This is a genomic window from Streptomyces sp. NPDC086766 (assembly GCF_044746005.1).
Taxonomy (GTDB): Bacteria; Actinomycetota; Actinomycetes; order Streptomycetales; family Streptomycetaceae; genus Streptomyces.
Map to the genome: position 1 here is coordinate 609,637 of NZ_JBIVBI010000001.1, position 13,905 is coordinate 623,541.

General features: G+C 75.8%; 8 protein-coding genes and 1 pseudogene. 5 read left to right on the forward strand and 4 right to left on the reverse strand.

The features are described 5' to 3' along the window. Positions 1-24 precede the first annotated feature (24 nt). The 3 genes from ACIPM1_RS02735 to ACIPM1_RS02745 are packed head-to-tail and all read right to left on the reverse strand — an operon-like array spanning position 25 to position 7,092. Positions 25-1,026, reverse strand: a complete 1,002-nt coding sequence (locus tag ACIPM1_RS02735) for an ABC transporter ATP-binding protein (protein WP_402427927.1) — start codon at positions 1,024-1,026, stop codon at positions 25-27. Continuing rightward, positions 1,023-3,755: an ABC transporter permease gene (locus tag ACIPM1_RS02740; protein WP_402427930.1), complete on the reverse strand. Its 2,733-nt coding sequence runs from the start codon at positions 3,753-3,755 to the stop codon at positions 1,023-1,025. The genes ACIPM1_RS02735 and ACIPM1_RS02740 overlap by 4 nt, the downstream gene beginning before the upstream one ends. 1 nt (position 3,756) lies before the next feature. Then, complete coding sequence (locus tag ACIPM1_RS02745; RefSeq protein ID WP_402427933.1) at positions 3,757-7,092, reverse strand: FtsX-like permease family protein; 3,336 nt, start codon at positions 7,090-7,092, stop codon at positions 3,757-3,759. 139 nt (positions 7,093-7,231) lie between these two features. On the opposite strand from ACIPM1_RS02745, the gene ACIPM1_RS02750 reads away from it, so the two are divergent. Continuing rightward, complete coding sequence (locus ACIPM1_RS02750) at positions 7,232-7,963, forward strand: ABC transporter ATP-binding protein (RefSeq protein WP_402427936.1); 732 nt, start codon at positions 7,232-7,234, stop codon at positions 7,961-7,963. A gap of 12 nt (positions 7,964-7,975) precedes the next feature. Continuing rightward, positions 7,976-8,701, forward strand: coding sequence for a vWA domain-containing protein (locus ACIPM1_RS02755; protein WP_402427939.1), 726 nt, complete (start codon positions 7,976-7,978; stop codon positions 8,699-8,701). Between the two features lie 84 nt (positions 8,702-8,785). Here ACIPM1_RS02755 and ACIPM1_RS02760 read toward each other — a convergent pair whose 3' ends face one another. Further along, complete coding sequence (locus ACIPM1_RS02760; protein WP_402427942.1) at positions 8,786-9,685, reverse strand: hypothetical protein; 900 nt, start codon at positions 9,683-9,685, stop codon at positions 8,786-8,788. Positions 9,686-9,853: 168 nt separating this feature from the next. Between ACIPM1_RS02760 and ACIPM1_RS02765 the strand changes: the two genes are divergently transcribed. From ACIPM1_RS02765 to pepN, 3 genes and pseudogenes are all read left to right on the forward strand, one after another. Continuing rightward, positions 9,854-10,204, forward strand: a complete 351-nt coding sequence (locus ACIPM1_RS02765) for a chorismate mutase (protein ID WP_356187562.1) — start codon at positions 9,854-9,856, stop codon at positions 10,202-10,204. A gap of 143 nt (positions 10,205-10,347) precedes the next feature. Beyond that, positions 10,348-10,776: pseudogene (locus tag ACIPM1_RS02770) on the forward strand (two-component system response regulator); the annotation flags it as partial. Positions 10,777-10,979: 203 nt separating this feature from the next. Further along, the gene (pepN, locus tag ACIPM1_RS02775; RefSeq protein WP_402427945.1) at positions 10,980-13,484 is read left to right on the forward strand and encodes an aminopeptidase N; all 2,505 of its coding nucleotides are present in this window, start codon (positions 10,980-10,982) and stop codon (positions 13,482-13,484) included. Positions 13,485-13,905: the final 421 nt, after the last annotated feature.

A 13,905-nucleotide genomic window follows, 5' to 3' on the forward strand; every position in this document is an offset into this window, starting at 1 on the left:
CGCACGTCCGCGGCCGTTCCCGTCTCAGCTGCCCGACTCTCGGCTGCCGGCGTCCTGGCCGTGCGCGTCTCGGCCCTCGGCGTCCGGCCACACCTGGATGTGGTCCTCCTCCAGCTCCAGCAGCACCCGGTCCGCCATGCCCAGGGCCGCCGTGTACTCGGCCGGAAGCTGGAGGCGGCCCGCCCGGTCGAGCATCGCGTACTCCCGCGCCACCAGGGACTCCTGGCCCGACCCGTCGACCTCCGTGCGGCGCAGCACCTCCGTCGAGGTGCGGCCGTCGCGGATGGCGACCGTGCGGCGGACCTCGCCCGCGACCGCCTGGTCGTGCGTGACGATGACGATCGTGGTGCCCAGCTCCTCGTTGGCCCGGCGGAACGCCGCGAAGACCTGCTGCCCCGTCGCCGAGTCCAGCTCGCCCGTCGGCTCGTCGGCCAGCAGCACGGCGGGGGAGTTGGCGAGGGCGACGGCGATCGCGACGCGCTGCTGCTGCCCGCCGGACATCTGCCGCGGACGCCGGTCCCGGCAGTCGGCGACGCCCAGCAGGGCCAGCAACTCCTCCGCCCGCCCCGCGCGCTCGCGCCGCGAGCGGCCCGCCAGCTGCAGGGGCAGGACCACGTTCTGCGCGGCCGTCAGATACGGCAGCAGATTGCGTGCCGTCTGCTGCCAGACGAAGCCGACCACCTCACGCCGGTACCGCAGCCGCGCCTTCGCGTCCATCGCCAGCAGATCGCGGCCGGCGACCCGCGCCGCGCCCGCGGTCGGGACGTCCAGACCCGCGAGGATGTTCATCAACGTCGACTTGCCGCTGCCGGACGCCCCCACCAGGGCCATCAACTCGCCCTCGCGCACCAGCAGATCGAGCCCCTGGAGCGCCTGCACCTCCACCGCGTCACCGCCGCCGCGCCCCGCGAAGATCCGCACCAGCCGGTCGCAGGCGATCAGGGCGTCGTGCCCGTACGCGGGCCGGTCGAGGTGCCGTGCCGCCAGCCGCTCCAGCTCCGCGAGCGAATCCGTCGTAGCGCTCATCGCATGTCTCCTGCCCTGAGGTGAGTGGTCGGTGTCCGGCGGCCTGCCCACCAGGCCTGCGCGACCGCCACCGCCCCCGCCGTCAGCACCGCGCACCCGGCGGGCAGGGCCAGCGACCACACGTCGGCCCGCAGCACGGCACCCCCCGGCGCCGCGACGCCCGACGCACCGGCCAGGGCGAGGCGGTCCAGGTCGACGCCGGGCGCGAGCAGCCCGACCGTGGCCCAGCCCACGGCCACGCCCCCGCCGGCCGCGAGCAGCGCCAGAGGCAGCGCCTCCAGACCGAGCAGGCGACGCCCCTGGCGGGCCGTCAGGCCCAGCGTGCGCAGCCGGGCCAGCAGTGCGGCCCGTTCCGGAGCGGACCGCAGCATGCCGAGCACCAGAGCGAGCACGGCGTAGCCGGCGCTCGCGGCGACGGCCCCGGCGTAGATCCGCCCGGCGCCCGCCTGCAGGGGGGAGTCGGACAGCGCCGCGCGCTCCTCGGCGCGCAGGGCGACCGAGAGACCGGACCCGGCACCGCGCACGGCCGCCCGCAGTGCCGTCGCGTCGAGTCCCGCGCCGGCCGCCAGCAGGGTCGTGGGACCGCCGAAGCCCTTCAGACCGGCCGCGTCGACCAGCAGGAACTCGCCCCCGTGGACGGCCGGGGTGCGGGACCGCACGGCGGTGACGCGCACCGTGACGGGCCCGGAGTCCGTACCGATCCGGTGCGGCGCCCGCCCGAGCCGCTCGGCGACCCCGGGTGAGGCGACGGCGTCCAGCACCCCGCCCCGGGTCGCCAGCCGGCCGGCCGCGAACCCGCCGAGGCCCGTCCGCCGGGCCAGACCCGCGTACGACTCCGGCTCGACCCCGACCACCATCAGCGACCGCGTCTCGCCGGCCACGCGCTCCGAGGCGAACCCGAAGCCCACGGCCGTCACCTGCCGTACGCCCCGCACGCCCCGTACCGCCCGCGCCAGCCCCTCCGGGAGCGGGGTGCCGTCGGTCGTGTCGATCCGGGCGTCCGCGCCCGTCGCGAGCAGCGCGGCCCGGTCCCGGGCGTCCGCCACGCCCGCCAGCACGGACCCGCCGAACGCGGCCGTCGTCAGGGCCGTCAGCAGGGCGAGCAGCGGGAGCGTGGCGACCGCCGCCGGTGAGCGGCCCGCACGGGCCAGCGACAGGAACCCGACCACGCCGCGCAGCCGCCCGGCCGACCGGGCGGCCCACCGCAGGGGCAGCGGGTACAGCCGTACCAGGACCAGCGCGGCGGCCAGCCCGACGAGTACCGGCGCGGCGCTCACCAGCGGATCGCCAACCTCGCCCGTGCCGCGCCGGCGCAGCGCGGCCACCGAGCCGACGGCCAGCACCAGCAGGGTCAGTTCCGCGACCGTGCGACGCCCGCCGGGCCTGGCGAGGGCGAGGTCGTCGCGCTCCCGGTGCGCCCGCGGACGGCGATGCGCCACGGCCGCGCGCACCGGCAGCGCGGCACAGGCGAACAGGGTGACGGCGCCCGCCCCGAGCAGGGAGGGCAGCGGCCGCGCCCCGTCCACGGCGAGCACGGCGAGCAGCAGACCCCCGGCCCCCGCGGGCAGCGCGGGCACCGCGCTCTCGGCCAGCAGCCGCCCGGCGACGCCGCCCAGGGAGCCGCCCCGCGCCCGCAGCAGGGCGAGTTCGGCGTCGCGGCGGGCGGCGGCCAGACCACTGCTCATGACCAGGACGACGAGGGCCACCGCGGCGATCCCGAAGGCCGCGACGGCGACCACCGGCGCGATCGCGTCACGGGTCTGTCGGTGGGCGCCGACGACCTCCTCCAGACCGGTGGACAGCTGCGCCGTCGGACCGGCGGCCCCGCGCAGCCGCACCAGCCCCGGCCCGTCCTCGAGGGACGCGACCGCCTCGACGAGCGCCGCGGTGTCCGCCCCGGTGAGCCGCCCGGTCGCGGGGGCCATCCACCAGTACTTCTCCGGCTCGGTCTGCCCGCCGAGCAGCGCCGGGGCGGCCCCGGGCGCCAGCAGGACGGCCCCCTCCCAGTAGAACTGCGGCGGGCGGCCGCCGTCGCTGCTCAGGGCCGGTGCGCGCAGGACCGGTTCCGCGGACCAGTAACTGCCCCGCGGATGCCGGGGTTCGAGCACGCCGGTGATCCGCACGGTCAGCGGCCGGTCCGGGAAGCCGGCCAGGGTGAGCGTGGAGCCGGCCCGCAACCGCAGGGTCCGGGCGGTCTCGGCGGTCACGGCGCCCTCGACCGTCCTGGTGTCCTCGGTGACCGTTCCGGCGGTGGGCAGCCGGCCCTGCCGCACGGTGGCGTGGCCGGCCGTCCCCGACTGCGCGAGCAGGGTGAACCGGGGCGGCAGCCCGTCCGGCCGGGGCAGCGAGGCGTCCAGCGCCGTCAGGCTCCTGCCCGTCCGCACCCCGTACGCCGACTCGGCCGGGTTCGCCTCCAGCGGCTCGGGCAGCAGCGCCCGTGCCCGGCCGTCGACCGCCGCGAGTGCCGGCGGGCGCACCTCGTCCGCGCGGGCCTCGCCCGGCTGTCCGAAAACGGGCTGCGGCGTCTTCAGCTCCAGCACGGTGGACTCGGGGGCGGCGGTGGCGACGGCGTCGCGCAGCCCTGCCGTCTCGTACGCCTCGACCGCCCGGGGGAGGACGGCCGCGAGGAACGCCGTGACCAGCACCAGCACCCCGAAGGCGACGGTGGACCAGGGCGCGGTCCGCAACCGGGTCCGCACCCAGGGGGCGCCATGTGCGCGCGGCGGCATCTCAGTCCTCTCCCTGATGACGGAGCGCGACCGCCGGCTCCGTGCGGCGCAGGGCCGACGCGGCGGTGATCAGCAGGAGCGGGGCGGCCACCGCCGCGACGAGCAGGGCCACGTCGGACAGCGGCAGTTCGACGAGCACGGGCGGGACCGGCCGGGCGGCGCCGGAGGTCAACACGATCAGCGGCACGACGGCCCGCGTGAGCAGGACCCCCAGACCGAGCCCGGCGAGCAGACCGACACCGACGAGCAGGGTCTGCTCCGTCGCGACCAGCCGGGCCAGATCGCGGCGGGGCGTGCCCAGGGCGCGCAGCACCGCGAACTCCGCGGACCGCTCCCGCCGCGCACCGGCGGCGCTCACCGCGAAACCCCCGGCGGCGAGGGCCACGGCGGCCACCGCCACCGCCGTCAGCGCCGAGCGCGGCCCCGCGCCCAGCGGATCCCGCAGCAGCCCGGCCGCGGTCTCGTCGCGCACCAGCACCTGCTGCGACGGGAGGTCGGGGCGCGCCCGCAGCTCCGCGGCGACCTCGTCGGCCCGGCCGGGCACCGGGCTCACCCACCACTCGGTGGGGGCGAGCGGCGCGCCGGCCCGCTGGGCCAGCACCGCGTCGACGGCCCGCAGATCGAGCAGCAGCGCCCCGCCGGTCGCGGCCTCTCCGGCCGGATCGGTGGCGGTGGTCGGCAGCGCCCGGACCGACCGTACGATCCGCACCCGCAACCGCTCCCCGGACAGCGGTACGTCGACGGTGTCACCGACCCCGGCCCCCGACGCCCTCAGGAAGTCCCGGGTGGCGACGGCGTCGAGGCGGCGCGGCGCCCCGGCCCCGGCGGTGTCGAGGCGCACGGTGTAGACCGGCGCCGCGTCGTACCCCTCGTCGCTGCCGACGCCGGTGCCGTACGACACGGCCAGCGGCGCGTCCCCCGACGCGGCGGGTTCCGCGGCCGTACGACTGACGACCTCGCCGTTCCTCGTCACGGTCCGGCCGCCCTGCCACCGGGTCCCGGAGGGCACCGGGACGGTCCGTGCGGAGTCGTCGCGGCCGGTGGCGAGCAGCCGTTCGACGGTGAACCGGTGGCGTTCGGGACGGCTGACGGGAGAGGTGCCGTCGAGCTGCAGCCCGGTCAGCCGCAACGGCCCGGCCGGGGCGGCCCGGCGCCCCGTCGCCGTCACGTCCAGGTCGAGCGTGGCGCGATGGACCCGCCCGTCCACCGGGACGTTCCCGGCGCCGAGCCGGTAGGCGATGCCGTACCGGTCCTCGACGACCACCGTCAGCAGAGGCGCACCGTCCGACGGTGAGCGGCCCGTCCGCGCCCGCAGGTCGGTGATCCGCACGTCGAGGGCGAGCCTGCGGGTGCCGTCGGGAAGCCGTACCGCCCGGTCCCCGTCCGGCGCGGGCGGCGCCAGGGACCGCAGCAGTGTCGCCGGGGACTCGTCGGCGAGGTCGCCGCGCATCAGCATCCCGTCCCCGGCACGGGCCGTGTCCAGGGTGAGGACCGTCGCCTGCCGGCCCCCCGAGAGACCCAGGGCGGCGCGGTGCGCGGGAGCGGCGTCCCGGACGCCGGGCAGCGCGGCGTAGAGACCCGTCTGCCCGGGGGCGCCCGGCCGGGGGTCGAGGATCCGCAGCGGGGCACCCGTCGCGAAGTCGGCCTGGTCGCCCTGCGAGCGGTCCCAGGACGCGCCGTGCCCGATCGCGAGCATCCCGGTGGCCACGGCGACGACCAGCAGCAGCACCGGACCCGCCCCGCGCAACGGCCGCCGGCTGAACTGCCATCCCGCCAGCGCCGCCGGCAGTCCGCGCCCCCGCGCGGACCGCCGCTCCGCGATCCGGGCCGCGAACGGCAGCAGCCGCAGCGTCAGCACCGTGCCCGCCAGCAGCGCCAGCGCGGGCGCCGCGACCAGCAGCGGATCGACGCCCAGCTCCCCGCCCCGGTCCCGGCTCAGCACCCCGCCGCCGGTCCCACCGGTTTGCCGCCGAAGCTGCCAGTACGCCACACCCGCGACCAGCAGCAGCCCGACATCGGCGCCCGCCCGCACGGGCGCGGCCGACGTCACGCCCCGCACCCGCCGCAGCCGTACGGGCGTGCCCGCCGACGCCGCCAGCGAAGGCGCCACGACCGCCGCCGCGCACGCCAGCGCCACCCCGCCCGAGACCAGCCACACCATGCCCGCCGGGGCGCTGCCCAGCCGCAGCCCGATCCCGTCGAGCGAGGACCAGCGGGCGAGCAGCCGGGCCAGCGGGCCGGACAGCAGCGCGGCACAGACCGCGGCCGGTACCGCAGGCGACAACACCTCCAGGGCGGCGAGCGCGGCGATCCGGCCGCGCGATCCGCCCCGGGCCCGCAGCAACTCGGTCTCGCCCGCCCGCTCACCGTCCAGCAGCCGGGCCACCAGCAGCAGCGCGTATCCCGCGAGCAGCACCAGCTGCACGGAGACGATCATCAGGGTGGACCGGGACACCAGCAGGGCCCGCTCGGTCCGGTCGAGCACGTCGGGCAGCCCGGTGCGCACATCCGCCTCGCCCCCGAGCGCCGGCTCCTCGCGCAGCGCCCCGGCCGCGCGCACCACCGCCGCACGCAGCGCGCCGATGCCCTCGGTGGTCAGGGTCCGGTGATCGGCCGTCGCCACCCAGCCGGTGCCGCCCGCGGAGGCGCGGCCGGCGGCGAGCACCGACGCGTCGGCCATCAGCGGCCCGTACGTGGTGAAGGCCACGGTGCGGACACCGCGGCCGCCGAGAGAGTCGGCCTGCCAGTAGGGATCCGCGGTGTCGGCCGCCCCGTACAAGCCGGTCACCCGTACCCGCAGTGGTTCGCCGCCCAGCCGGTCGGTGAGCACCAGGCGCGCCCCGGGCCGCAGCCGCAGCCGCTGGGCGGCCGCCTCGGGAAGGGCGACGGGCACGGCGGCGGTACGGGACGCCGGGGCCGGGCCCGGCAGCGTGCCCGAGACGAGCCTGATCCGCGACCGGTCGAGGGCGGCGAGATGGGTGAGGTCGGGCTCACCGGAGCGGGCGTCGGCGCTCCGGAGGGAACGGGGCAGCGCGTACGGCCCGGACTGCTCCAGCCTGCGCACGGTCACCGGCAGCCCGCCGAACGCCTTCCGTGCCTCGCGCACCACGGCCCCCTGCGCCGCGTCCCGCCGCTCCCGGGGCACGTCCGCCTCCACGACGAGGGAGGCGGAGGCCGCCGCAGGGCCGCCCAGGGCGCCGCGCAGCGCGGCGTCCCCCACGGAGCCCGAGAAGGCGGTGAGGGCGGCGAGTACGGAGGTGGTCAGCAGGACGGCGAGCAGGGCGGCCGTGAGGAGCAGCCGATGGGCGCGCAGGCGCAGCAGCAGTAAGCCGGTCACTCTTCCCCCACCCCGTCGGCCGAGCCACGCCGTCTCCAACGCGCCATGGATATCACGGAGTCGGCGACCAGGGACACGTGTACGAACGTGGTGGGTCCAGCCCTTGACCGTCCGGATCGGTTCCGTATGGGATGCGGTGATGACCGAGAACACCAGCCCGGGATCCGGTGCCGCCCTCGCCGTCGACGCCACCGAGGAGCCGATGCTGCGCGTGGAGGACCTGCACCACTCCTACGGCACCGGCACCGCCACCGTGCACGCCCTGCGCGGGGCGTCCTTCACCGTCCGGCGCGGTGAACTGGTCGCCCTCAAGGGCCGCTCGGGCTCCGGCAAGACGACGCTGCTGCACATGATCGGGGGCCTCGACGTGCCGTGCGGCGGCCGGGTCGTCCTGGGCGGCGCCGACCTGTCGGCGCTGAGCGAGAGCGAGCTGCTGGAACTGCGCCGCGACCGGATCGGGTTCGTCTTCCAGTCCTTCGGGCTCATCCCCATCCTCACCGCCGCCGAGAACGTCGGCGTGCCGCTGCGGCTGCGCCGGGCCGAGCCCCGCGAACGCGACGAGCGGGTGGCGCTGCTGCTGGCCCTGGTGGGCCTCACCGGACACGAGGCGCAGCGGCCCGCCGAGCTGTCCGGCGGGCAGCAGCAGCGGGTCGCCATCGCACGGGCCCTCGCCAACCGCCCCGCACTGCTGCTCGCCGACGAGCCGACCGGGCAGCTCGACGCCGCCACCGGCCTGGCGGTGATGGAGCTGCTGCGGGCCGTCGTCCGCGGCGAGGGCGTCACGGCCCTCGTCGCCACCCACGACCCCCAACTCCTCGGCCTGGCCGACCGGGTGCTGGAATTGAGCGACGGAGTGGTCGTCGAGAGGTGAGAGGGTGACGCCATGACCGCGATCAGTCTGAGCAAGGTCCAAGAGACCGCCCCCGCCCTGGTGAACCTCTACAAGACCGCCGGCGTCTCCCTCGCGAAGCACGGCCTCGACGGACTCCGGGCCGCGGTCTACCTCGTGGTCGACTACTCGGGCTCGATGCGGCCGTACTACCAGGACGGCAGCGTGCAGGCGCTCGCCGACCGGGTGCTGGGACTGTCCGCGCATCTCGACGACGACGGCCGGGTGCCGGTGGTGTTCTTCTCCACGGACATCGACGCGGTCACAGACATCGCGCTGGACGGCCACGAGGGCCGCGTCGAGCGGATCGTGGCCGGGCTCGGGCACATGGGAAAGACCAGCTACCACCTGGCCATGGACGCCGTCATCGACCACTACCTCGACAGCGGCGCCACGGACCCCGCCCTCGTCGTCTTCCAGACCGACGGCGGCCCGATCAACAAGCGCGCCGCGGAGCGCTACCTGTGCAAGGCGGCGAAACTTCCGCTGTTCTGGCAGTTCGTCGGCTTCGGCGACCCGGGCAGCCGCCAGTTCGACTTCCTGCGCAAGCTGGACGAACTGGCTGTGCCCGGCAAGCGGATCGTGGACAACGCCGGCTTCTTCCACGCGGGCACGGACCCCGGCCGGGTGCCCGACGCGGAGCTGTACGACCGGCTCGTGGGGGAGTTCCCCACCTGGCTGGCGGCCGCGCGGGCGCAGGGCATCGTGCGCCCGGCCTGACCCCCCGCACCTCCCCGACCAGGCCGTGTCCGGGGCCCGCATCGCCGACGCGGTCACCGCGCGGACCGAGGAGCGCGCACGGCCCTACGTGTCGCACTCCAGCACCGTCCGGCACAGCGCGCACCGCGCCCGCATCCGGCCCCGCACCGGCACCCTGATCCGCTGATGGCAGGTCGGGCAGGGGAACGACACCCGCAGCGGACCGTCGTCGTCCGGGGTGAAGGAGTACGCGGCCCCCGGCTCGACGAACGGCACCGGCCGGTGGTCCTGGGCGTGCCGCCGGTCCCGGGCGTACCGGCGGCGCCCCGCCCAGCCCGCCGCCGTCAGCGGCGGCTGCCGCTCGTCCTGGCGGGCCCGGGCCATCCCCTCGACGTACGCCGTGTACGCCTGCGCACTGGTGAACCACGTCGAGGGGTCCTCACCGAAGACCAGCGCCCGCTTGGCCAGCGCATACCCGAACTCCTCCGGCGTGAGATAGCCGAGCTTCTGCGACGACGCCGCGTCCTCCCGGAAGGCGTCCAGCAGGAGCCAGCCCCCGCCCAGATACGTCGCGGCCGTGTCGGTGAGGACCTCGTTGTCGCGGGTGCCGGGGAAGGACAGGCCCAGGCGGTGCAGATAGACGTGCGTCACCTCGTGGGCCAGGGCCGCGCCGATGTCCCGGCGGTGGGTGCGGAAGCGGTCGTTCAGCTCGACGAAGTACTCTGGCCCCGCCGCCAGTTCGACATTCGCCGCGTGCGTCATCTCGCGGAAGCCGACGATCAGGCGGGCGTCCGGCAGCCGGTAGTGGCGCAGCAGTTCACGGGCCACGCGCTGCGCGCCCAGATGCAGGTCGTCGGTGTCGCAGAAGGCGACGTCGGCCGGGGCCACGCTGGTGTCGAACGTCTGGATCGTGTCGTACGACAGCCGCCTGTACAGCGCGGTGATCGCTGCCCGCACCGTCTCCAGATGCGGGTAGCCGTGCTCGACCGGTCCGTCGTTCGCCACGCCCGACCCCCAAAGACGCTCTGAACTCCACTCCACTCTATGCGGATCCGCTCTCCGCGGACGCGCGCGATTCCCGCCGGCCGCCGGCCGAGCCGGGGCACCGGCGGTCCGCCCGCGAGCGGCCGCCCGCCCCCTGGGGCGGACGCACACCCCGTAGGGTGGCTGCCCATGACCACCAGCAGCACCGGCACCGATGACGTCGACCCCGCCGTCCGCGAGGAACTCGCACGGCTGCGCGACAGCATCGACAACATCGACGCGGCCGTCGTCCACATGCTCGCCGAGCGGTTCAAGGCGACCCAGCAGGTCGGCCACCTGAAGGCCGCCCACCGGCTGCCGCCCGCCGACCCGGACCGCGAGGGCCGCCAGATCGCCCGGCTGCGCTCCCTCGCCGAGGACGCCAAGCTGGACCCCGGATTCGCCGAGAAGTTCCTGAACTTCATCATCGCCGAGGTCATCCGCCACCACGAGCGCATCGCCGAGGACGCCGGCGACGGCGGCCCGTGGGCACCCCGCTGACCTCGGACGATCCGCACGGGTCGTGACAGCGGGGCCCCAGGGGGTGCATGCTGCGCTGTGCACCGCCCGTCAGTCCGCGGGCACCGTCCGTCAGTGCCCCGGACGTGAGCTGGTGGTCCCCCACGCGGGAGGGACGTCGGGCCATGCCGTCGGATGCCAAGATCCTCATCGTCGACGACCACGAACACACCCTGTTCGCGCTCGAGAGCGCCCTGGCCCCGCTCGGCCACCGGACGGACCGCGCCACCAACGGCGACGAAGCGCTCAAGCAGGTGCTGCGCGGCCAGGTCGGCCTGCTGCTGCTGGACGTGCGCATGCCCGGCATCAGCGGCCTGGACGTGGTGCGCCACCTGCGCCGCCTGAAGCAGACCCGGCACATCCCCGTGATCCTCCTCACCGGCTTCGGCTACGACCACGACCTGACCGCGACCGCCTTCCGGCTCGGCGTCGCCGACCTGCTGACCAAACCCGTCGACCCCTGGGTGCTGCGCACCAAGGTCCACTACCTCTACGACGCCCACCAGCGCCGGCAGGCACTCGAGGAGGAGGTACGCGTCCTGCGCGCCCGGGTGGCCGCGCAGACCCGGGCCCCCGACGCAGCGACGCCCGCCTAGGGCTCCTCACCCGGTCCGGCCCGACGGGCCCACCCACCCCGCCCCGACGGCCCCACCCGCCCTGTCCCGGCGACCCGCCGCCGACCCGGCCCGGACAACCCCAGCGCCTCCGGCGCACGCCACCGACACCCCCTCGTGCCCTCTCGGTGCCATCGGGCAGCATGGCGTCCATGTCCGTACTCACGCGCGACGAAGCGCAGACCCGTGCCCAGTTCCTCGACGTCCACCGCTACACGATCGACCTCGATCTGACCGCCGGGGACGAGACCTTCGACTCCCTGACCGTCATCCGGTTCACCGTGCGCGCCGGCCAGGACGCCACGGACACCTTCGTCGAGCTCAAGCCCGCCGAACTGCGCACCGCCACCCTCGACGGACAGCCCCTCGACCCGGACAGCCTGGTCGACAACCGCCTGCCCCTGAAGAACCTCGCCCCCGGCGCGCACGAACTGCGCGTCGAGGCCGCCATGCGCTACTCCCGCACCGGCGAGGGCATGCACCGCTTCACCGATCCCACCGACGGCGAGACCTACCTCTACACCCAGCTGTTCATGGACGACGTCCAGCGCGTCTTCGCCGCCTTCGACCAGCCCGACCTCAAGGCCGTCTTCGACCTGACCGTCACCGCCCCCGAAGCCTGGACCGTCCTCGCCAACGGCGTCACCGAGCACCTCGGCGACGGCCGCTGGAAGGCCGCCCCCACCCCGCTGATCTCCACCTACCTCGTCGCCGTCGCCGCCGGCCCCTGGCACTCCGTACGCACCGAGCACCGCGGCCTGCCCTTCGGCATCCACTGCCGACGCTCCCTCGCACCCCACCTCGACGCGGACGCCGACGAGATCCTCGACATCACCCGCGCCTGCTTCGACCGCTACCACGAGAAGTTCGAGGAGCCCTACCCCTTCGACTCCTACGACCAGGCCTTCGTCCCCGAGTTCAACGCGGGCGCCATGGAGAACCCCGGCCTGGTCACCTTCCGCGACGAGTTCGTCTACCGCTCCGCCGTCACCGACACCGAACGGCAGACCCGCGCCATGGTCGTCGCCCACGAGATGGCCCACATGTGGTTCGGCGATCTCGTCACCCTCAAGTGGTGGGACGACATCTGGCTCAACGAGTCCTTCGCCGAGTACATGGGCTACCAGACCCTCACCGAGGCGACCCGCTTCACCGACACCTGGACCGACTTCGGCGTCGCCCGCAAGGCCTGGGGCTACGACGCCGACCAGCGCCCCTCCACCCACCCCGTCGCCCCCGAAGCCGTCGACGACACCGCCTCCGCCATGGTCAACTTCGACGGCATCTCCTACGCCAAGGGCGCCTCCGCGCTGCGCCAACTGGTCGCCTGGCTCGGCGAGAAGGACTTCCTCGCCGGCATCAACACCCACTTCACCCGCCACAGGTTCGCCAACGCCGCCCTCGCCGACTTCATCGACTCCCTCGCCCACCACACCGACCGGGACGTCCACGCCTGGGCCGACTCCTGGCTGCGCACCTCCGGCGTCGACACCCTCACCGCCGCCGTCGGCACCCGCCCCGGCGAATGGACCCTCGACCTCGGCCACCAGGGCAACCGCCCCCACCGCGTCACCGTCGGCGTCTACGACCGCGACCTGAGCGACGGCCGCGCCCTCGTCCTGCGCGAGCGCTACGACACCGACGTCCCTCAGGGCGCCGGCCCCGCGGCGCGCCCCGGCGCCCGGCCCGCCCTCGTCGTCCCCAACGACCTCGACCTCACCTACGCCAAGATCCGCCTCGACGAGGACTCCCTGGAGACCGCGCTGCGCGGCCTGTCCGGCCTCCCCGACGGACTGACCCGCGCCGTCGTCTGGAACAGCCTGCGCGACATGGTGCGCGACGGCGACCTCGCCCCCGCCGACTACCTGGCCGCCGCCGCCGCCCACCTGCCCGAGGAGAAGGACCTCGCCATCGTGCAGGGCGTGCTGTCCTTCGCCACCGCGCACATCACGGACCGCTTCCTGCCCGCCGGCCGGCGGACCGCCGCCCTGGACACCCTCACCGACCTGTGCCGCGACCTCATCCGCCGCACCGAGGACGGCGACAACCCCGGCCTGCGCCTGACCGCCGTACGCCACCTCATCGACGTCTCCGCCCGCCCCGGCACGATCGCCGCCTGGCTCTCCGAGGGCACCGTCTCCGGCGGCCCCGAACTCGACCCGGAGCTGCGCTGGCGCATCCTGGCCCGGCTCGCCGTGCTCGGCGCCACCGACGAGGACACCATCGCCGCCGAACTGGCCCGCGACCCCAGCGCCACCGGCCAGGAGGGCGCCGCCCGCTGCCGCGCCGCCCTGCCCGACCCGGACGCCAAACGCGTGGCCTGGGAGGCGATGTTCGCCACCGACGAGCTGTCGAACTACCTGTTCACCGCCACCGCCCAGGGCTTCTGGCAGCCCGAACAGGCCGACCTCGTACGGGAGTACGTGCCCCGCTACTACGAGGACGCGGTCGCCGTCGCCGCCCGCCGCGGCCCCGCCATCGCCGACGCCGCCGGCCGCTACGCCTTCCCCGCGCACGCCGTCGACGCCGACACCCTGGACCTCGGCCAGACCTGCCTGCGCGAGGCCGACCCCATCCCGGCCCTGCGGCGCAAACTCGTCGACCAGCTCGACGACCTGGCACGCGCGCTCCGCGTCCGAGCGGCATAGAACCCCCGGCGCGGCGGCCGCCCCCGAGCCCACGCCCGGCCCAGCCTGCCGTGCCGTACTCGTATCCGGTCCGGACCGCCGTTCCTGCGGTTGCTCAGCCCGCCGTGCCCGACCCCCGGCTCAGCCCGCCCTCACCTGTCCCGGTTCGGCCCTTGGCGACGCGCCCGGCTCAACTGCGCCCGCCATAGAGCCCCTTCGCGCGGTCCGCGTCCCGTGCGGTGGCCGGTTGCCGCTTCCGGCGACCCGTGCGGGCGGCTCCGCCAGGGTGAGGCCCAGGCGCCGCGAGAAGCGTTCCCCCGGCTCCCGGCCGGGCGGGACGCTCGCGTCACCCGGATCACCCCACCGCGCACGCCGGCAGCGACTGAGCCCCCGCACGTCCCACACCCCGGCCCGGGCAGCAGCCCCGCCGCCACGAACCAGT